This is a genomic window from Roseimicrobium gellanilyticum, from assembly GCF_003315205.1.
Taxonomy (GTDB): Bacteria; Verrucomicrobiota; Verrucomicrobiia; order Verrucomicrobiales; family Verrucomicrobiaceae; genus Roseimicrobium; species Roseimicrobium gellanilyticum.
Genome location: NZ_QNRR01000005.1, coordinates 321,297 through 340,397, shown reverse-complemented (window position 1 = coordinate 340,397; position 19,101 = coordinate 321,297). Strand labels below are relative to the sequence as shown.

The 19,101-nt window shown below is 62.0% G+C and carries 16 protein-coding genes; 10 read left to right on the top strand and 6 right to left on the bottom strand.

Annotation, left to right across the window (positions count from 1 at the left end; all coding sequences use genetic code 11):
• Nucleotides 1-35 precede the first annotated feature (35 nt).
• From DES53_RS16225 to DES53_RS16205, 5 genes are all read left to right on the top strand, one after another.
• Entirely contained in the window at nucleotides 36-1,463 is a 1,428-nt protein-coding gene (locus tag DES53_RS16225; protein WP_113959327.1) for a sigma-54-dependent transcriptional regulator, read from the top strand.
• A 264-nt stretch (nucleotides 1,464-1,727) separates the two neighbouring features.
• A complete protein-coding gene (locus DES53_RS16220; RefSeq protein ID WP_113959326.1) occupies nucleotides 1,728-2,111 on the top strand; it encodes a rhodanese-like domain-containing protein in 384 nt (127 codons plus the stop codon).
• 99 nt (nucleotides 2,112-2,210) lie between these two features.
• Nucleotides 2,211-2,528: a heavy-metal-associated domain-containing protein gene (locus DES53_RS16215; RefSeq protein ID WP_113959325.1), complete on the top strand. Its 318-nt coding sequence runs from the start codon at nucleotides 2,211-2,213 to the stop codon at nucleotides 2,526-2,528.
• A gap of 39 nt (nucleotides 2,529-2,567) precedes the next feature.
• Nucleotides 2,568-2,996, top strand: a complete 429-nt coding sequence (locus tag DES53_RS16210; RefSeq protein ID WP_113959324.1) for a thioredoxin family protein — start codon at nucleotides 2,568-2,570, stop codon at nucleotides 2,994-2,996.
• A 132-nt stretch (nucleotides 2,997-3,128) separates the two neighbouring features.
• Nucleotides 3,129-4,337, top strand: a complete 1,209-nt coding sequence (locus DES53_RS16205; RefSeq protein WP_113959323.1) for a hypothetical protein — start codon at nucleotides 3,129-3,131, stop codon at nucleotides 4,335-4,337.
• Nucleotides 4,338-4,824: 487 nt separating this feature from the next.
• On the opposite strand, the gene DES53_RS16200 is transcribed toward DES53_RS16205, so the two are convergent.
• From DES53_RS16200 to DES53_RS16180, 5 genes are all read right to left on the bottom strand, one after another.
• Nucleotides 4,825-5,448, bottom strand: a complete 624-nt coding sequence (locus tag DES53_RS16200; protein WP_113959322.1) for a DUF3592 domain-containing protein — start codon at nucleotides 5,446-5,448, stop codon at nucleotides 4,825-4,827.
• A 32-nt stretch (nucleotides 5,449-5,480) separates the two neighbouring features.
• Complete coding sequence (locus tag DES53_RS16195; RefSeq protein ID WP_147263439.1) at nucleotides 5,481-5,990, bottom strand: hypothetical protein; 510 nt, start codon at nucleotides 5,988-5,990, stop codon at nucleotides 5,481-5,483.
• Between the two features lie 586 nt (nucleotides 5,991-6,576).
• Nucleotides 6,577-7,299, bottom strand: coding sequence for an undecaprenyl pyrophosphate synthase (locus tag DES53_RS16190; RefSeq protein WP_113959320.1), 723 nt, complete (start codon nucleotides 7,297-7,299; stop codon nucleotides 6,577-6,579).
• Complete coding sequence (locus DES53_RS16185) at nucleotides 7,300-8,574, bottom strand: adenylosuccinate synthase (RefSeq protein ID WP_113959319.1); 1,275 nt, start codon at nucleotides 8,572-8,574, stop codon at nucleotides 7,300-7,302. It lies immediately after the preceding gene.
• A gap of 121 nt (nucleotides 8,575-8,695) precedes the next feature.
• Nucleotides 8,696-9,286, bottom strand: coding sequence for an FHA domain-containing protein (locus tag DES53_RS16180; RefSeq protein WP_113959318.1), 591 nt, complete (start codon nucleotides 9,284-9,286; stop codon nucleotides 8,696-8,698).
• A 240-nt stretch (nucleotides 9,287-9,526) separates the two neighbouring features.
• Here DES53_RS16180 and DES53_RS16175 point away from each other — a divergent pair, with 240 nt between their 5' ends.
• Entirely contained in the window at nucleotides 9,527-9,778 is a 252-nt protein-coding gene (locus DES53_RS16175; RefSeq protein WP_113959317.1) for a hypothetical protein, read from the top strand.
• A 93-nt stretch (nucleotides 9,779-9,871) separates the two neighbouring features.
• On the opposite strand, the gene DES53_RS16170 is transcribed toward DES53_RS16175, so the two are convergent.
• Nucleotides 9,872-10,714, bottom strand: a complete 843-nt coding sequence (locus DES53_RS16170) for a retropepsin-like aspartic protease (RefSeq protein WP_113959316.1) — start codon at nucleotides 10,712-10,714, stop codon at nucleotides 9,872-9,874.
• 401 nt (nucleotides 10,715-11,115) lie between these two features.
• On the opposite strand from DES53_RS16170, the gene DES53_RS16165 reads away from it, so the two are divergent.
• The 4 genes from DES53_RS16165 (at nucleotide 11,116) to hrpA (ending at nucleotide 18,992) form a co-directional block, all read left to right on the top strand.
• The gene (locus DES53_RS16165; protein WP_113959315.1) at nucleotides 11,116-12,534 is read left to right on the top strand and encodes a DUF2851 family protein; all 1,419 of its coding nucleotides are present in this window, start codon (nucleotides 11,116-11,118) and stop codon (nucleotides 12,532-12,534) included.
• Nucleotides 12,535-12,886: 352 nt separating this feature from the next.
• On the top strand, nucleotides 12,887-13,675 hold the full coding sequence (locus DES53_RS16160; RefSeq protein ID WP_113959314.1) for a ComFC family protein: 789 nt from the start codon (nucleotides 12,887-12,889) through the stop codon (nucleotides 13,673-13,675).
• Between the two features lie 131 nt (nucleotides 13,676-13,806).
• A complete protein-coding gene (accD, locus tag DES53_RS16155) occupies nucleotides 13,807-14,670 on the top strand; it encodes an acetyl-CoA carboxylase, carboxyltransferase subunit beta (RefSeq protein WP_113959313.1) in 864 nt (287 codons plus the stop codon).
• 515 nt (nucleotides 14,671-15,185) lie between these two features.
• Nucleotides 15,186-18,992: an ATP-dependent RNA helicase HrpA gene (gene hrpA / locus DES53_RS16150; protein WP_245958189.1), complete on the top strand. Its 3,807-nt coding sequence runs from the start codon at nucleotides 15,186-15,188 to the stop codon at nucleotides 18,990-18,992.
• Nucleotides 18,993-19,101 lie beyond the last annotated feature (109 nt).

The window sequence follows — 19,101 nt, the reverse complement described above, 5'->3', positions numbered from 1 at the left end:
TGGGAGTCCGTCATTTCTGTTGTTCCTCCGCCACCATGCATCGCATTCTGATCATCGAAGATGAAGCTTCCGTCGCCTCCGCGCTGGCGATGCTGACGAAGCGTTTGGGTTATGAGCCGGTGACCTGCGCCTCGGGCGCCATGGGCCTGCAAAAGCTGAAGCCCACCTCACCGTCGCTGGTCATTCTGGATATCGGTCTGCCCGACATGAGCGGACTGGACGTGCTGGCGCGCCTGAGGGAGCACAGCAGCACCCTGCCCGTGCTCATCATCACCGCGCATGGCCATTTGCAGAATGCGCTCGATGCCAAAAAGCGCGGCGCCTCCGGCTATCTGGTGAAGCCTCTGGATCTGCGGGAGCTGGAGCAGGTGCTGCGCTCGCTGCTGCGCCCCACCGGTGAGCCGGTCGTAGGAAGTCCTCCGGACGTGACGGACGCCCCCTTCCTCATTGGCAGTGCGCCTGCCATGCAGCCCGCCTTCACCGCCATCGCGCATGCCTGCGCCTCGGATGCACCCGTGCTCATCACGGGACCCACCGGCATTGGCAAATCCCTTGCTGCCAGAGTCATCCACCGGCACAGCTCCCGGCACGCGGCACCCTTTGTGTCGCTTTCCTGCGCCAGTCTGCCAGACACCGTGCTGGAGAGCGAAATCTTCGGGCATGAAGAAGGTGCCTTTCCTGGAGCAGGTGTCCCACGGTCGGGTCATCTGGAGAGGGCGGCGGGGGGCACTCTGTTTCTGGGTGAAATCGTCGAGATGCCGCTGCCCATGCAGGTGAAGCTCTTGCGATTTCTGGAAGAGAAAACCTTCACCCGGATGGGCGGGCATGAGGACATCAAGGTGGATCTGCGCATCATCGCCGCGACCAATCAAGACCTGTCTCTCGCCGTGGCGGAGAAGCGTTTCCGCGAGGACCTGTACTACCGTCTCCGGGTGCTGGAGGTGAAGCTGCCCGCGCTCTGGGAACGCATGAGTGACCTGCCCGCGCTCTGCGGCTGCGTGCTGGCCACCATCGCTCCCGGACGCAAGATCACCCTCGCCGCGGAGGCATTGCAAGTGCTGCAGGGGTATGGCTGGCCGGGCAATATGCGCGAACTCCGCAATGCTCTGGAGCATGCCGTGGCGGTGTGTCCCGGAGACGCCATCCTGCCCAACCATCTCCCCCGTGAAATACGCGATGCCTCCTCTGGCGAGGCCTTTCCGCCCTCTGTCACGCTGGACGCCGCCCTGCACGAATGGCTGGATGCCCGCCTCCGCGAGCCGGGGGTGAACTATGACACCCTCCATGACGAGCTGGAGAGCCGCCTGCTGGCCGCCCTCCTACCCCGCTACCAGCACAAGCCGACAATTCTGGCCCGGGAGCTGCAAATGAACCGCGCGACCCTGCGCAAGAAGCTGCGGGGTACCCACGACCACCTCGAGGACGAGCCAGGTGAAATCGCCCCGGCAGGCAAATTTTTGTGAATCCGGATGACGTTTTGAGACCTAACATGTCCGAGACACATTCGTTTTTGAAATGATGCCCCGCGATCCATCCACCCTGCATGTGCGCTGTGATGACATCCGGTCTGGCGTCGATCCGGAAATTGAAAAAAAGAAATCCGGCCTCCCGGGGAGCGAAATAAAACACAGGCTGCCCCCGTCTTAACAGTTCTACCGGACCCCGGCGGAAAGCCTTCGGGGCCCGGTACGTGCCATAACCATAGACAACACAAACCATACGACATCATGAAGAAACTCATCGCATTCCTTGCTGCTGCTTTCATCGCGATCCCTGCCATGGCTGACAGCGAGTATCCCGATATCAGCATCAATGAGCTGAAGAAGGCCATCGAAGAGAAGAAGGTCGCCGTCATCGATGTGAATGGCAGCTCCTCCTATGCGAAGGGCCACGTGCCGACCGCCATCGACTTCGCCGCTGCGAAGAGCGACCTCGCTTCGAAGCTCCCCTCCGACAAGGGCACCCTCGTGGTCGCCTATTGCGGTGGACCTACCTGCAGCGCTTACAAGAAGGCCGCCAATGCCGCCAAGGAACTGGGCTACACGAATGTGAAGCACCTCTCCGCCGGCATCTCCGGATGGCTCCAGGCCGGTGAGAAGACCGAGAAATAAGCTTCTCTGATTGATTCATGCGAACCGGGCGGCGGGATAAGAACCGCCGCCTGGCTCCTCCGCCAAAGACAAGTTTCCCATTCCCACCTGCCCTCCCCCATGTTCTTCCGCCTCGTTGTCACCGCCCTTTCCGCGCTCTCTCTGGCCGCCTCCCTGCATGCGGCAGATACCGAGAAGGCCTCCTACACAGCCACCGTCTCCGGCGTGACGTGCAGCGCCTGCAAAGCCCACGTCGAAGTCGCGCTGAAAAAGCTGCCGGGCGTGGATGGCGTGACCTTTGAAAAAGGTGACAAGGAAGAAACGGTGAAGGCCAACTTCAAGTCCTCCTCAAGTACCCTCGCCAAGGACGATGTCGTCACGGCTTTGGGCAAGGACGCCGAGACTTACACGGTCGTCGCGCTCGACAAGTCGAAGTAAGCCGCGTCCATCCCCTATTCCATTTTATTCCCTACTGTCATGAAATCGCTCAGCAAATTCCTCGCCGTAGCCACGCTCGCGCTGGCTTCATTCTCACTTGCCTCCGACTTCCCGGAAGGCAGCCCTGCCTTCGTGTCCACCCTGACCGAAGCCAAGACCAAAGCCAAGGCTGAGGGCAAGCCGGTGATTGCCGTGTATTCCGCCGTGTGGTGCCCGCCCTGCCAGGCCATGAAGAAGAAAGTCTACCCCAGCGCCGAGGTGAAGAAGTACCACGACAAATTTGTGTGGGCCTACATCGACACCGATGTGAAGGAGAACGGACCCGATGCCCAAGCGGCTGGCGTGACCGGTATCCCCCACATCCAGTTCCTGGACAAGGACGGCAAGGAAATCGACAAGCAGGTCGGCGGCACTTCCCCGGATGACTTTGCTGACAAGCTCGCAAAAGTGCTCAAGAAGGCAAAATGAGCTCCGGTATCAAAATTGCCGACTCCTGATTTCTTCACAATCACCGCGACCCCGTGAAGGTGTCGCGGTTTTGTTCGTTTTAGACTCATCGTGCGGAACTTCTGCTCCAGATTCCTTCTCGTCGCCGCCACCATGGCATGCCTGTGGCTGGCGGGGGTCGCGTCGGCCGCGACTCCTGTGGGGCCGTTTGGCGATGAGCCGCACAACTACTGGACCCAGCCGAAGGATGACCCTTTTACCAAGTTCACGCAGCGCGTGGAGAAGGGCGAGGTGAAGCTGGATGCCACCGGAAGTGAGAAGGACTTTGTCACGAAACTGCTGGGTCAGTTGGGCATTCCCACCAGTTCACAGCTCTGGATTTTTTCCGCCACCAGCCTGCAGAGCGGCCGCATCTCCACGCGCAATCCGCGGGCGCTGTACTTCAATGAGGATGTGTATCTCGGTTATGTGCCGGGAGGGCAGCTTGAGGTGGCCTCGCTGGACTCCGAGCTGGGCACCATCTTCTACATCTTCGACATGCCCACAGGCAATGCCCCGGTGCGCTTCCAGCGCTCTGAGCGGTGCATGAACTGCCACGCGGGTGATGCGCAGTACCGGGTGCCCGGACTCGCAGTGGAGTCCGTGATTTCCGGACCGAACGCGGGAAGCCTTGATGCCTTCCGTCGCGGCAAGAGTGGGCACGACATTCCTCTCGAGGAGCGCTGGGGCGGCTGGCACGTCACGGGTGCGCCCACGAGCCTGAAGCATCATGGCAACGTGACGGGCCAATCACGGGCTGGGAAAATCGACCTCTCTGAGGTGGTGCCGGGAAGGGCCTTTGATATGGAACGCTACCCGGTGAGCACCAGTGACGTGCTACCGCATTTGATTTTCGAACACCAGGTGGGCTTTACCAACCGCGTAACCGAAGCGCGCTATCTCACCCGTGCGGCACTGGCTGCTGGAAAGGGTCGCATCAGCAACGAAGACGGAAAGATGCTGGATACCAAAGCAGCGGAGTTCGTCCGCTACATCCTCTTCGCCGATGAAGCGCCATTTCCAAAGGAGGGCATCGCTGGTGATGCGAAGTTCAAGGAAGAATTCCTCCGCACCCGCAAGGCCGCACCGGATGGGGCATCGCTGAAGGACTTCGATCTGCGCACCCGCATCTTCAAGTACCGCTGCAGCTACATGATCTACTCCAGGGCCTTCACCACATTGCCGAAGGAGTTCAAGGATCGTGTGTATGCCAAACTGAGTGTGGCGCTGAATGACACCGCGCCGTCTCGTGAGTTTGCGTATCTTCCCGCCGCGGAGAAGCGTGCGATTCGGGGAATAGTGTCGGCGACGCTGGGGAAGTGAGAGGACCGCGTGAAACCCTAATGGTGCATGCGGTGAGGAATGTCGAGTCAGACTCGTATCAGGGACCTTGATGACTCCTCACTGGTCTATCACTTCGCCCGCCAAATAACTGGTAGGGGGCCGCTGCGCCGGCCTCCTAATCAAGTGGGCGGAGGCGGCGTGGAAGTCGAGCAGTTTAAGTTACAGGGTGGCCATACTTGCAACCTCAACCGCGACCAGCGGTCGCAGCCACAGACTGAGTCATCCGCCACACAGCAGTAGCAGCCTTGGCTCTCCTGTGGCTGCGACCGCTGGTCGCGATGCGGCGAGTCAGCTCTGATCCATGGCCACGACTTTGTTTAAAACGCTCCAGAGCGTTGCAGGTCATCAGCACCCGCATGCTCCGCACCACCTCCGTCCGCACAAGTTAGGAAGCCAGCGCAGAGGTTCCCCACCGAAGGCAGGACGCCATACATGACCTTGGCCAGCACCCTTCCATAGCTCTGCTCTACTTCACCGGTGGATAAATCGTGTTCTCCTCGGGTTTGTCGTCATTCACCAGCACCCAGATGGGCTGGCCGGGTTGGCGTTGTTGGGCGGTGTGGTCAAAGGTTCTCGCGAAGCCTTCGTGGGTCTGCCCGTCGGCGGTCTTGAAGTTGTAGTTGATGCGCCAGGGATAGCGACCGTTCACCTGCATGGAACCATCGTGATAGACTTCGGTGATGGTGCCTTTCACGGCGCGGCCGTTTCGGAACGCGTTGAGCATGCGCTGGGCATGCTTGCGCCCGATGCGCATGAAGAGCCACCCCAGGCCTACAAAGAGCAACGGGAATGGTGCGGCGATGGGCAGCACGAAGATGAACACGGTGAAAATAAGCAGACCCACCAACAGGAAGATGCCGCCGACCATGGCAGGCACATTGCCCACCCACTTCTGCTTCGTCTCAAAGCCCTTTGGCAATTCGCGCGGGGCGGGAGGCGGTTCCTCGGACAGGGTCATGCCGGGCAGGGGTGGCATGGGGCCACCACAGGAGATGCACTTGCTCTGCCACTCCTTGAAGTGGGTATTGCACCAGCCGCAGGTGTACTGGGTGACAGGTGCGCTTTCACGGGAGAGAGATTGCTTCAGCATATCGGGTATCGCTTGAAGAAACTACCACATCCTCACTTTACCGGCGGGTAGAGGGTATTGCGTTCCGGGTCCCCGTCCACCACCAGCACCCAGACAGGCGGCCAGCCCTGATAACGATTTGCCGTAGCCGTCTCATAAGTCTGCATCTTGCCCTCGTACTGATGCCCGCCGGATTCAAAGGTGTAGACGATGTCCCACGGATGACGGCCATTCACCGTGGTGTTGGGGTCTTCACGCACACTGGCCACCTTGCCCCGCACAGGACGCCCATTCTTGAAGGCATCGAGAATACGATTGGCGGATCCGAGGCCCGCCTTCACCATCAACAGGCCGCCGAGCAGCATGCTTCCGCCAATGAGCGCGGCCCAGTTTTTCGCCCCAATCATGGCGAGTGTCATCAAGCACGCCACTCCGGAGAAGATGAGGCCGATGATGGTGGTGATGTTCCCCGTGACCCGCATGCGCATGGCGAATCCCGAGGGGAGTTTGCGCGGGGCGGCAGGTGGTTCGGGGCCGATGTCCATGCCGGGCGGTGGCGGCATGGGACCGCCACACGATTCGCACTGGCTGACCCAGTTTCTGTAATGCTTGTTACACCATCCGCACGTGAACATGATGGCGTGCAAGATGCAGGGCAAGTCGTGGGGTGCAAGGAGATGGAATGCGGGAAGGAATGGCCGCAACAGAACGCAAAGGGCACAAGAGGGTTTGGGTCAGGGGTGCGCGAGGTCTGAGGGCGACTAGCGGACATCTTGCTACCAGGCCGATTGAGAACTTGCTGTCGGGCCGGAAGGCCCAACGCCCACTGTCAGGCCAGAAGGCCTAACCTCCTGCCTGACGGCGATCCCTTCGCGCTCTTTGCCTCCTCTGGTTCGAGGTGGACCATCCTCCATGAAGACAGAAAGGTGAACCCTCCAATCCTCTGCGCCCTTTGCCTCTTTGCGTCTCTGCGGTTAACCGGAAGCTGCTGCTGACGCACATCTCTCCAGCATATGTTCCGCTGAAGTGCCAAGCAGGCATGGATTGCTGGTCAGGCCGGAGGCCTAATCCCGCAAAGCGGGACTGTCAGACGGCACGCCTAACCTCCTACTGAATTCTTTGCTGCTTCGCTGCTTTGCGTTTCCCCTCTTACTTCACGCCGCCGAAGCGGCGGTCTCGGCGGGTGTATTCGCGGATGGCCTCGTGGAACTGTTCCTTGCGGAAGTCCGGCCACAGGGTCTGCGTGATGTAGAACTCGGTGTAGCTGAGCTGCCAGAGGAGGAAGTTCGAAAGGCGCATCTCGCCGCTGGTGCGGATGAGCAGGTCCGGGTCCGGATAGTAGCGGGTGTAGAGATGCTTGCTGAAGACATCCGCATCGATCATCGCCTTGTCGAGGTGGCCTTTCTCCACGCTGTCCAGCAGGCTGCGGATGCCATCGAGGATTTCCTCCCGAGCGCCGTAGCTGAGCGCGAGGATGAGGGTGAGGCCGGTGTTCTGTGACGTTTGAGCGATGCTCTTGTGGAGCTGATTCTGCACCGCCTCGGGGAGATCGTGGAGTCGGCCGATGGCCTGCAGACGCACGTTCTGCTTCTGCATTTCCTCTGTCTTTGTCTTGAGGAAACGCTCCAGCATCTTCATGAGCGCGGCGACTTCCGTCTTGGGGCGCTTCCAGTTCTCCGTGGAGAAAGCGTAGAGCGTAAGGAACTCGATGCCCATCTCCCCGCACGTCTCCACAATGGTCTGCACAGAGTCGGCACCGCGGCGGTGACCTTCCGTGCGCGGAAGGCCGCGCTCGGCGGCCCAGCGGCCATTGCCATCCATGATGATGGCGACGTGACGGGGAATTTTTAGAGTATCAGGGCGGGCAGTCATCTAGCTGACCACCAGCGTCTGCTCGCGGGCGGGTCCTACACCCAACAGCGAGACCGGCGCTCCTGCAAGCTCCGCCAAACGCGAAAGATACGCTTTCGCAAGCGGAGGCAGGTCGTCATACTTCTTGGCACCACTGATGTCCTGCTTCCAACCGGGATGCTCCTCATACACCGGCACGCAGCGCTCAATCTCCGCGATGGTGGCCGGGGGAGCCGTGATGGTTTTTCCATCCAAGGTATAGGCAGTACAAATCTTGATGGTGTCCAGACCATCGAGGCCGTCGAGGTTGGTGATGGCGAGGGAATCGCAACCATTCACCATGACGGAGTAGTTCAGCAGTACCGCATCCAGCCAGCCGCAGCGGCGGGCACGACCGGTGGTGGCACCGAACTCGCGGCCCATGTCATGCAGCATGTCAGAGATGCCTTCATCTTCGGTGACGAAGGGACCGCCACCCACGCGGGTGGTGTAGGCCTTGGCCACACCCACGACCTGGTCGATGCGACGTGGGGAAACGCCGCTGCCGGTGCAAGCGCCGCCGGCGGTGGTGTTCGACGAAGTGACGAACGGATAGGTGCCGTGGTCGATGTCCAGATAGCTGCCCTGCGCACCTTCAAAGAGGACGCGCTTGCCTTCGGCGAGGGCCTTGTTGAGGTACACCACCGTGTTCACGATGTGCGGGCGGAGCTGCTCGGCGGCCTCGGAGATTTCCTTCACCACGGCATCCACATCCACCTTGGGGAAGCCGGCGGCTTCGAGCTCAAGGTTGTGGAGCTCGGCGCGCCACTTGATTTCGTAGGCGAGCTTGGCGGGGTCACGCAGGTCCGTCACACGCAGGCCCTGGCGCTCGATCTTGTCCGCATAGGTGGGACCGATGCCGCGACCGGTGGTACCGATGGCGTTCTCACCGCGCTGCTTCTCGCGGGCCTTGTCGAGCGCTCTGTGATACGAGAGCGTGAGGTGGGCGTGCTCGCTGATGAAGAGATTCTCCGGGGTGATGGACACGCCCTGACCACGAAGCTTGGCAATTTCCGCCAGAAGGCCAAGGGGGTCGATGACGACGCCGTTGCCGATGACATTCTTCTTTTCCGGCCAGAGGATACCGCTGGGAATGAGGTGCAGCACATACTTCGTGCCGCCACTGATAACCGTGTGTCCTGCGTTGCTGCCGCCCTGCGCGCGAGCTACGACGTCGCTGCGTTCCGTGAGATAGTCGACGATCTTGCCTTTGCCTTCGTCCCCCCACTGGAGGCCGACGATGATGGTATTGCTCATGATAAAACGTTAAAGGTCACTGAAAAAGGAATCAGGCGGGTGCAGCCGTTTCCGTGCCCAGCGCACGGCATGCTGCCGACGGCGCTGGGGTGAGGCGTCCAAGCCCGCTGAGAGGAGGGGTCTAGGCGTTCATCGAGAAGATCATGAAGGCCGCGCCGCCGCAGGCCAGCATGCCAAGCACGGCAAGAACCATGAGCATGCCGCCACCGGAATCTTTCTCCTTCGTCTTGGGACCGAAGCCGCGACGAAGCTGGGATGGGCAGGGAGTGGAGCCCAAGCCAGTGATGACCGCAGCGCTGGAGGGAGCGCTGCTGTATCCGCCGCCGGAGTAGCCTCTGCGGGCAGCGGGAGCGGCGGCTTCTTCTTCGACCGGTTCTTCGTAAGCAGCTTCCGGCTCGTAGCTTTCGGCTGCAATCTCTTCGCCACCATCACCGATGAGCACCACGTCGCAGCTTCCAAGCTTGAAGCGGCCACCCCAGGGGATATCCGCCGACTCCACGCGCTGGCCGTTCACATGCGTACCATTGGTGGATCCACGGTCGGTCAACTGCACGCCGCTATCCGTGAGCTCATACTCACCGTGATAGCTGGAGACGGAACCGTCGGGAATGACGACATCGTTATCCGCTGCGCGGCCGAAACGGGCGCGGCTGGCCGTAAGCTCAAACTCATGCGTGGCTCCGTCTGGCGTGGTGACTTGGAATTTTGGCATAACGGGGAAGTTCTAGCAGGGGGTGAGGGTGCAGGCAAGATGAATGGCGGAAGATGCGTGCGCGGAGGCATTTTCGAACGGAAAATTTGGCGCGGGTGCCTTCGCTTGAACCGTGAAATCGGATTCAACTATTGAGGCATCGCCAGCATTTTTAAGCGCATCCAACCCCCGGCGCTGTCTCATATCCTGTTTTACTGGCGTCCCCCAACGGCAGTTTCAAATCCAACCAAAACAGAACCGATGAAAACGAAACTCACGCTTCTCCTCACAATCCTGGCCGCTCCCTTCGCCATTGCGGGCCCGGACATGCACACGCTGAACCAGCGCAAGGACATCGCCGACAGAGCCCAGGCGGAAGCACGCCGGGTGGAAGTGACCACCTACGTGACTGAGAACAACAGTAAGGCGAACCCGCGCCCAGTCGCCAGCAATGCGGAAGGCACCACGAACATCGCGGTGTACAAGAGCAAGAAGACCACGACTGGCAGGTAAGACTGCCCGATTGCCTCTGTCAGCTCGTCCGTTCTGACCTGAAGGGCAGCCGGGCGGGTGACAAGGTGGATGCGATCGAAAGGGATACAGTGCTCAGGATGAGCGTTTTTCGAGAATGAGCTGGCGGTTTACGGCGTCAATGGTGACGCGGTAGTTGCGAAGGATGCCCACACCGAGCATCCCGGCCTCTTTGGGGAAGATTTCCCCGGCGTGCAGCGCAGTCTTCACACCACGAAGCTGTTCATCGCCCAGCCGCACCGAGGTGGAGACGTAGCTCTCGTCACGCCCGGCGACCCAATGCAGGCCATCGTCGCAGCCGGTGTCGAGGCGGGTCCACTTGGGCTCGGAGCCGTTCACCGAGACGGGCACGAGCATGGCACCCTGGCCGACCTTCATGCGGAGCACGGTGGTGGCGTCCGTGGGGGCGGTTTCCTCGAGGATGCGCAGGCGGCTGGCCTGGAAGTCGATTTGAATGATGCGACCCTGGAAGAAATCGTGACCCAGCAGGCCATCCACGGGGCGGCTGCACAGCTCGCTCACGTCGGTGAGGTCAAGGGCCAAGGGGGTCTCGCTGACCGGGATGCCGCCGATGCTGGCTTGGAAGTCGCGGACGCGGCGGGCGGTGGTGGTGGTTTCCACGCGGCGAACCTTTTCCGTCCGGCCATACTTCATGCCGAGCTTCTCCGCAACGTTCGCACTGAGCACACTGCAACCTGCGCCAGAGTCGAGGAGAAAATTGAGAGGGCGGGTCTGGCCGGCGACCTGCGCCTGGACCTTCACCCAGATGAGGCCATCGCGGATTTCGATAGGGATGCCGGAGTGGGAACTCGCGTTGGCATTCGCCAGCGCTGTCGTCGCGCTGATGCCTAGAAGGAGGGCGGCGGCGAGAGTGGTCAGGCGGGGAACAAGCGAATGGAGGGAAGGCAGGCGAAGCACGTTCGGGGTGTATGCACCTGCCGTGCCATGAGGCTGGGGAAATCATTCCCCTCTGGTCTATCATTCTGCCTACCGAACGACTGGTAGGGGGCCGCTGCGCCAGCCTCCTAATCAGGTGGGCGGAGGCGGTGTGGAACTGGTGCGTGGCATGCCGGCTTTCACCCGCATGCTCCGGCCTACCTCCGCCCGCTCTAGCCAGGAAGCCGGCGCAGCGGCCCCCCCACCGGGATTTTTCCAAGCATCGACTGCAATGGATGGTCCGCGCCAACGGCTGACTTCGGGCATGTTGGCTCCGCCAGACTCTGTGATGCTCTCAAAACCACCCAACTTTCTGGTAGCCGGATGGCGCAACCCGTACTTATATACTGTTCATTATATCACTGTCCATTCATCCACCGCTCATGAGCTATCCGGTCCTGGCCCAGCAGTATGTGCTCTTTCGAGACAGCATGTCTGAAGGTGTAGCGGAGCTGCCGCTGCGCGCGGAAAGCCCGCTGACGGAGCTGGAACTACAGAGCCTGTGGTTTGCCGGGGAGTTCGGCAGTGAGTTCACCACGACCTGTGGCAAGCGGGTGGCGGTGCGGGACTTCGGTGTGTGGAACCATGCGGCGGGGCCGGACTTCACGGGTTGCGCGGTGCAGACGGAAGCTGGCGTGCTGAAGGGGGACATCGAGCTGGACCCGGATGTGCGGGACTGGGAACGGCACGGGCATGCCACGAACCCGGCGTATGAGAAAGTGGCGTTGCACTTGTATCTGGAGGGGCCGGAAGCGCGGGCCTTCAGCCGCACGGCAGGCAATCGCGAGGTGATGCAGGTGCGCCTCACCCGGGATATGCTGCGGGACGGGGCAAGGCCGCAGTTGCTGGCCGAGGCGCGACTGGGGCGATGCGCCACGCCCTTGCGTGAGATGGAACCGGCACGCGTACACTCGCTGCTGGAGGCAGCGGCGCAGTACCGGTTGCAGCGGAAATCCGCGAAGCTCCAGGCGCTGGTGAAGCTGCATGGGCGGGAGCAGGCAGTGTATCAGGCTCTCTCTGCCGCGATGGGATATCGGAACAACCAGCGGCCGTTTACCATTCTGGCGCAGCGACTGCCCGTGAAGAAGCTGGGCAAGCTCGGCGCGCTGGAGCGGGAGGCGCTGCTGTTTGGGGTGTCAGGCTTTCTGGAATCGGTACGGTATGAGGATACCCAACCGGACACGCGGGCCTATTTGCGCGAGCTGTGGTCCGAGTGGTGGAAGCAGCGGGAGCAGTACACAAACTGGCTCACCGAGGTGCAGCAGCCGGTGTGGAAGATTGGCGGCGCGAGGCCAGGGAATCACCCGCAGCGTCGGCTCGGCGCGCTCTGTGCGATGCTGGGAAAGTGGAAAAGCGTGTATGCCTTCCTGAAGGACACGAAGACCTGGAGTCGCGAGGGCTTTTCTGAAGCGCTACTGGAACTAGAGCACGACTACTGGAACGGGCACTACACCTTGCTCGCGAATCCCGCGACGAAGCCGCTCGCTCTGGTAGGAGGGACACGGGTGCAGGAGATTTTGGCGAATGTCTGCTACCCGCTTCTGGTGCCGGAGAGCGGGAAACTGTGGGCGGACTACCTGGAACTGCCCGCGATGCTGGATAACCAGAAGGTGCGGCGCGCGGCGCTGCGGCTCTTCGGCGAGCACCCGGAGGCGGGGAGCTACCAGAAGCGGCTGTTTCACCAGCAGGGGCTGCTGCAGATCTATGAGGACTACTGCCTGGAGGACGACTCGGCGTGCAATGAGTGTCCGTTTCCGGAGAAGCTGAAGGGGTGGCAGTTCGGTGCGACGGTAGGACGGTGAGTGGTGTGGCGGTGGCGAGGGTGGTGCGTCTGGGATTTCAACACAGAGACGCAGAGTCACGGAAACACGGAGTTTGTTGAAGATAGAGAATGCTCACGAGCACTGGGAGCCGGGCCGAAGGCCTTGGACTGCGTGCAGCCTGCTGCCGCTTTCTCATAGTGCAGCCTGCTGCACGTCCCACTGCGGCGAAGCCGCCAATGAATCTCCTACAGGGGGGCCAAGCCTCAAGAGTTAGCCACCATCGCTACAGCAGGCTGTAGACTCTTCAAAGCGGCAGCAGGCTGCCGCAGTCCAAGGCCTTCGGCTCGCTCCGCGCTTGCGTTTCCGCCACGCGTCCCCACAATCCCCCAACATGGTCACCCCCAGCCCGCTCGCGAAACCCACCCCTTGGTGGCGCGGATACACGGAGGCGTTTCTGGACCTGGTCTACACGCGGAAATGCGAGGGCTGTGAGGTCTTCCTCCCCGCCCAGCGTCAGGACGAGGCGCGCTGGCTGTGTGATGTCTGCCTGAAGGAGGTGCAGCGCATCCACCCGCCGTTTTGTGAGGTCTGTGGGGAGTCATACGACGGGGCCATCTCCGGGACGTTCCGCTGCGGGAACTGCACGGGGCTGAAGCTGCACTTCGACTTCGCAATCGCGGCCTGCCAGGCGGAGGGGGTGGTGCGGGAGCTGATTCACAAGTTCAAATACAACCGCCGTCTGCACCTGCGCGGGGTGCTGGGCCACCTGCTGGGGCGGACCATGGAAGACTCCCGACTCTCCACGTTGCCGCCTGCGGAGTGGGCACTGGTCCCGGTGCCGCTGCACCATGCCCGGCAGCGGGAGAGGGACTACAACCAGTCCATGGAGCTCTGCCGCGAGCTGTCCCGCACGTTCGGTATCCCGGTGGTAGATGCCTTGCGCCGCGTGCGCTCCACCACGGCCCAGGCGTCCCTCTCCCGGCACCAGCGTTTTGAGAACCTGCGGGGCGCCTTCCAGGCCAGCCCGTCCCTGGTGCGTCAGAGCACGCTCAAGAACCGGTCGGTCCTTCTGGTGGATGACGTGCTGACCACGGGGTCCACCACCAGCGAGTGCGCCCGGGTCCTGAGGCGGGAGGCGGGGGTCCAAAAGGTAGTTGTGATCACGGTCGCCCGCGGTTAGCATTCCGGTTCAACCGATTGCCATAGTCCCAACCCGCCCGCGCCCGCCGCTGGATCTGAACTGAGTTCATCCCCCGGTACACGCGGCAGCCCACCGCCCGACTTTCACAACTTTCCCCTACGACCACCTCCATGGGAATCTTTTCCAAGCGCAACGTCTCCAACCTCGGCGAGAAGAAAAAGGACATGCCCGAGGGACTCTGGATCAAGTGTCCCTCCTGCGGCGAAAGCCTCTACGAAGTGGCCCTCGCCAAGAACATGAAGGTCTGCACGCACTGCGGACACCATTTCACCCTGACCTCGGCGGAGCGCATCGCCAGCCTCGTGGATGAAGGCACCTTCCAGGAAATGGATGCGAATCTGGACTCCGTAAACGCTCTCGGCTTCAAGGACTACCTCGGCAAGGTGAAGGCTTACCAGACCAAGACCGGCCTGACGGAAGCGGTGGTCACGGGTCGAGCAAAGATGGAGGGCATCCCCGTGGTGCTGGCGATCATGGACTTCCGCTTCCTGGGCGCGAGCATGGGCAGTGTGGTGGGTGAGAAAATCACCCGCGCCATCGAAGCCGCCACGGCGGATGGTTGTGCCGTCATCATCTTCAGTGCCTCCGGTGGCGCACGCATGCACGAGGGCATTTTGAGCCTCATGCAAATGGCCAAGACCTGCGGCGCCCTGGCGCGTCACGGCGAGGCGAAACTGCCCTACATCTCCGTGCTGACCCACCCGACCACGGGCGGCGTCACCGCGAGCTTCGCCACGGTGGGTGACATCATCCTGGCCGAACCGAAGTGCATGATTGGCTTCGCCGGTCCGCGCGTGGTGAAGGAAACGACCCATAGCGACCTGCCCCCCGGCTTCCAAACGGCTGAGTTCATGCTGGAGCACGGTCTCGTGGACATGATTGTGCCGCGCGAAAAGATGCGTGAGCAGATTGTGCAGCTCCTGAGCTATGTGAGCGTGGGGAACAAGGTGGACGCGACGGCAAGGGCGGCGTGAAGCTGCGAGTGCGACGGTGCGACCATCATGTAGGGAGGCATCTCTGTGCCCTCACGCTCGGCCACACCACATGCTCATGACATCGCCATCTCGCCTATAGGGTAACTTGTGTGGCGAAGCCACCTTGGACTGCGTGCAGCCTGCTGCCGCTTTCCAGAGTCCACAGCCTGCTGTGGCGATGGCGACACTCGCTCGTAGTGTGAAGTCTCCAGACAAGCTTGGCGACTTCGTCGCAGTGAAGCGTGCAGAAGGCTGCACTTGAGGAAAGCGGCAGCAGGGCTGCGCGCAGTCCAAGGACGCTTCGCGTCACAGCATCCAAATCAGTCGCGTGTATCACCTCGCTTTCTTAACCTGAAGCCCATGCATCCTGGTGGGTTGCCCCACACGCCAGCGTTCTCAAAATCACCTGCTCTTCCCGCGACCTGAGGCATATTCCCGGCCCTCAATCTCCCACACCCGTTCGTCTCCCCGTCTCCCCGTCTCCCCGTCTCCCCGTCTCCCCGTCTCCCACGCCCGTGTCCCCCACCCTCAACATCCGCTATCCTGCAGACCTGCCCATCACGGCGCGGCGGGAGGAGATTGTGGCGGCGATACGGCAACACCAGGTCGTGATTCTCGCAGGCGAAACGGGCTCGGGGAAAACGACGCAACTTCCGAAGATGTGCCTGGAGGCGCTGCCGGAGGCACGGGGGAAAATCGGCTGCACGCAGCCGCGACGCGTGGCGGCCATGAGTGTCTCCAAGCGCGTGGCGGAGGAGCTCAATGTGCCGTGGGGCGGACTGGTGGGGTGCAAGATGCGCTTCGCAGATGACACGAGTCGCGACACGCGGGTGAAGTTCATGACGGACGGCATCCTGCTCGCGGAAATCCAAAGCGACCCGATGCTACGCGGCTACTCGGTGCTCATCCTGGATGAAGCGCATGAGCGTTCGCTGAACATCGACTTCCTCCTGGGCTACCTCGTGGGCCTGCTGAAGAAGCGCCCGGACCTGAAGCTGCTCGTCACGTCGGCGACCATCGATACGGAGGCGTTCTCCAAGGCCTTCGGCAATGCGCCCATCATCGAGGTGTCCGGGCGATTGTATCCCGTCGAGATTCGCTACAAGCCTTTCGAGGAAGAGGACGAGGACATGGGCGTCATCGATGCCGCCGTGGCTGCGGTGGAGGATGCACTCATCGAAAGCAATGACGGCGACATCCTCGTCTTCATGCCCACGGAGCGGGACATCCGCGATGCGCGTGATCTCATTGAGGGACGCATCGGCAATGGCTATGAGGTGCTGCCGCTCTTTGGCCGCATGGCCTCGGCAGAGCAGCAGCGCATCTTTGCACCGGGACGGAAACGCCGCGTGGTCATCGCGACGAACGTGGCGGAAACGTCCATCACCATCCCGCGCATCCGTTATGTCATCGACAGTGGTCTCGCGCGTGTGAGCCGGTACAACGCCCGCACGCGCACGAAGCGCCTGCCGGTGGAGGCCGTGTCGCAGAGCAGCGCGAACCAGCGTGCCGGTCGCGCGGGGCGTGTGCAGGATGGCGTGTGCATCCGCCTCTTTTCGCAGGAGGACTACCTGAAGCGCGAACGCTTCACCATGCCGGAAATCCAGCGGGCGAATCTCGCGGAGGTCATCCTGCGCATGAAGGCCTTCAAGCTCGGTGATATCGAAAGCTTCCCGTTCATCAATCCGCCCACGCAGGCGGCGGTGCGTGGCGGCTATGAATTGCTGCGCGAGCTCGGTTCGCTGAGTGACACGCATGAACTCACCTCACTGGGCCATGAACTCGCGAAGCTGCCGCTCGACCCCACGCTGGGGCGCATGCTGCTGCAGGCGCGTGAGGAGCGCGTGCTGCCGGAGATGCTCGTCATCGCCGCGGGTCTGAGCATTCCCGACCCGCGTGAACGACCGGAGGAGAAGAAGGAGCAGGCCAATGCCGCGCACAAGGCCTTCGCCGCGCCGGACTCGGATTTCATGACGCTGTGGAAAATCTGGAGTGCGTCTCCGGAGCCCGGCCAGCGCTCGCGCAATGCGCTGGGCAAGTTCTGCAAGTCGGGCTTCCTCTCCTTCACCCGCATGACGGAGTGGCGGGATATCTGGAAGCAACTCACAGAGACCTTCGACCGCGACCTGCGTGAATCAGCCGCAGCAGGTGAGCTGAAGACAAACCTCAGCGTGGAGGACCGCATCCACCGCTGCATCCTCGCGGGACAGCTCAGCCACATCGCACTGAAGGAAGGGAAGAATATCTACAAGGCGGGAGGCAATCGCGAGGTGATGCTCTTCCCCGGCTCGAACCTCTATGAGCGGCGCGAGAAGAATGCGCCGCATGCCAAGCCGGGCCAGCAGGAGAAGAGCAAGCAGCCCGCGTGGATTGTGGCAGGGGAGATTGTGCATACCTCGCAGCTCTTCGCCCGCACCGTGGCGAAGATACAGCCCGACTGGATTGCCGAGCTGGGCGCGCACCTGGTGCAGTACAAGTACAGCGAGCCGCAGTGGCATGCGAAGGCGGGTCGCGTGCTCGTCACGCAGCGCACCCTGCTCCACGGGCTGGAGGTGAAGCGGCAGAGCATCGACTTCGGCAAGGTGGATGCCGTGGCGGCGACGGATTTGTTTATCCGTGGCGCGCTTATCGATAACCGCGATACACCCATCACGCTGCGCTTCTACAAGCACAACCACACCGTGCGCGAGAAGATAGAGACCATGCTCACGCGCGTGCGGGACAACCGCGTGTATGCCATCGATGAGCGGCTCTTCACCTTCTACCAGCGGCATCTCTCTGGCGCGAATATTTCCTCCATCCATGACCTGAACAAGTTTGTGAATGAGCGCGCGGCGGAGCAGCCTTCCTTCCTCTGCGTGACGGAGGAGGAACTGACGCGCGGCGAGGACTTCGCGTGTGACCCGAAGCTTTTCCCGGACCAGGTGTCCGTGGGGAACAGCGTGCTGCCGGTGACCTATCAATACCGTCCCGGTGAGGAGGATGATGGCGTGACCGTGCGTGTGCCGATGCAAATCGCCGCGCATCTCACCAGCGCCCAAGTGCAGTGGATGGTGCCCGGCCTGCGCGAGGAGATTGCCACCGTGCTCATGCGTGCGCTGCCACGTGCCTTGCGCCGCAGCTTCATGCCCATCGAGGCGAAGGCGCGTGAAGTGGCGCACGAGTTCGACCCGGGCACGGGGGATTTCTTCGCCACCTTCGCGAGTCATCTCACGCGGCGTTATGGCATCGACGTGAAGCCGGAGGACTGGCCGCCGAACAGTCTGCCAGGCCACCTGCATCCGCGCGTGGAGGTGCTGGACCAGAAGAAGAACACCCTCATGGTGGGCCGCGACCTCAGCGAGATCCAGAAGACGGTGAAGAAGCGGGACGTGAAGTCCGATGCGTGGGAGAAGACCGTGGCCCGCGTGGAGCGGCACGCGCTGAAGGCGTGGTCCTTTGGCGACCTGCCGGAGAGCCTCGTGGTGGAGCACGTCGCCGGCGTCGAGGTGCGCGGATGGTTCGGCCTCGCCGCGCGCGAGCACGAGGTGGATGTGCGCCTCTACCGCACGCGTGAGGAAGCTGCGCGCGTCTCCGTGGGTGGCGTGCGCAAGCTGGCGGAGATCGCGTTGGGCAAGGACCTCGTATGGCTCATGAAGGAGCTGCGCATGCTCAATATCCCCGGCAGCGGCAGCGCGAACCTGACGAAGCAACTCCCCGTGAGCTTCCACGCCGCGCTCTCTCAGATGCATGTGGGCGGCAGCTCTTCTGCGGGGGCGACATCAGCACCCGTCGCGAAGAACTCCTCGCCTGCGGACCAGATGCAGCGCAGCGCCTATGAGCACATCCTCGCGCATGCGCTGCGGCTTGACCCGGTGTTCCCCCTCACGGAAAAACGTTTCCTCGCGCTGTGCGACACCGTGCGCCGCGAACTGCCCGCGCTCACGCATCGCGTGAAGTCCCTCGTCACCCAGGTGCAGGAGCAGAAGGGCAAGCTGCTCACGCTCTCCAAGCGCTATCCCGGCCTGGAAAAAGACGTGCAGCGCCTCGTGCCCCCCGATGTGCTCGCCGTGACCCCGCACGCGCAGCTCACCCACCTCGCCCGTTATCTCAAGGCCATCCAGGTCCGCAACGACCGGTGGATCGCCAACGCCGCCAAGGACGACGCCAAAGCCGACCTCATCGCCGACTTCGCCTTCGACGCCTGGCCCACCCACGTGCCCAAGTCCCAACACGAAACCTACCGCTGGATGCTGGAAGAATTCCGCGTGCAGGTGTTCGCGCCCGAGCTCGGCACCGCGCAGCCCGTGAGTGAAAAGCGGCTGGAGGCGATGCTGGGGTGAGGGGGTTAGGTGAGTTCAATTACCTGCTTTTCGCGAAAGCATCGCCCACACACCGGCCCAATCCTGTCCAAGAAGTCATCGATTTCGTCTTCCGATTGGAGTTTCATCC

Coding starts and splice junctions, on each gene's coding strand:
- DES53_RS16225 (WP_113959327.1), top strand. CDS start 36: ATGCATCGCATTCTGATCATCGAAGATGAAGCTTCCGTCGCCTCCGCG.
- DES53_RS16220 (WP_113959326.1), top strand. CDS start 1,728: ATGAAGAAACTCATCGCATTCCTTGCTGCTGCTTTCATCGCGATCCCT.
- DES53_RS16215 (WP_113959325.1), top strand. CDS start 2,211: ATGTTCTTCCGCCTCGTTGTCACCGCCCTTTCCGCGCTCTCTCTGGCC.
- DES53_RS16210 (WP_113959324.1), top strand. CDS start 2,568: ATGAAATCGCTCAGCAAATTCCTCGCCGTAGCCACGCTCGCGCTGGCT.
- DES53_RS16205 (WP_113959323.1), top strand. CDS start 3,129: ATGGCATGCCTGTGGCTGGCGGGGGTCGCGTCGGCCGCGACTCCTGTG.
- DES53_RS16200 (WP_113959322.1), bottom strand. CDS start 5,448: ATGCTGAAGCAATCTCTCTCCCGTGAAAGCGCACCTGTCACCCAGTAC.
- DES53_RS16195 (WP_147263439.1), bottom strand. CDS start 5,990: ATGCCGCCACCGCCCGGCATGGACATCGGCCCCGAACCACCTGCCGCC.
- DES53_RS16190 (WP_113959320.1), bottom strand. CDS start 7,299: ATGACTGCCCGCCCTGATACTCTAAAAATTCCCCGTCACGTCGCCATC.
- DES53_RS16185 (WP_113959319.1), bottom strand. CDS start 8,574: ATGAGCAATACCATCATCGTCGGCCTCCAGTGGGGGGACGAAGGCAAA.
- DES53_RS16180 (WP_113959318.1), bottom strand. CDS start 9,286: ATGCCAAAATTCCAAGTCACCACGCCAGACGGAGCCACGCATGAGTTT.
- DES53_RS16175 (WP_113959317.1), top strand. CDS start 9,527: ATGAAAACGAAACTCACGCTTCTCCTCACAATCCTGGCCGCTCCCTTC.
- DES53_RS16165 (WP_113959315.1), top strand. CDS start 11,116: ATGAGCTATCCGGTCCTGGCCCAGCAGTATGTGCTCTTTCGAGACAGC.
- DES53_RS16160 (WP_113959314.1), top strand. CDS start 12,887: ATGGTCACCCCCAGCCCGCTCGCGAAACCCACCCCTTGGTGGCGCGGA.
- accD (WP_113959313.1), top strand. CDS start 13,807: ATGGGAATCTTTTCCAAGCGCAACGTCTCCAACCTCGGCGAGAAGAAA.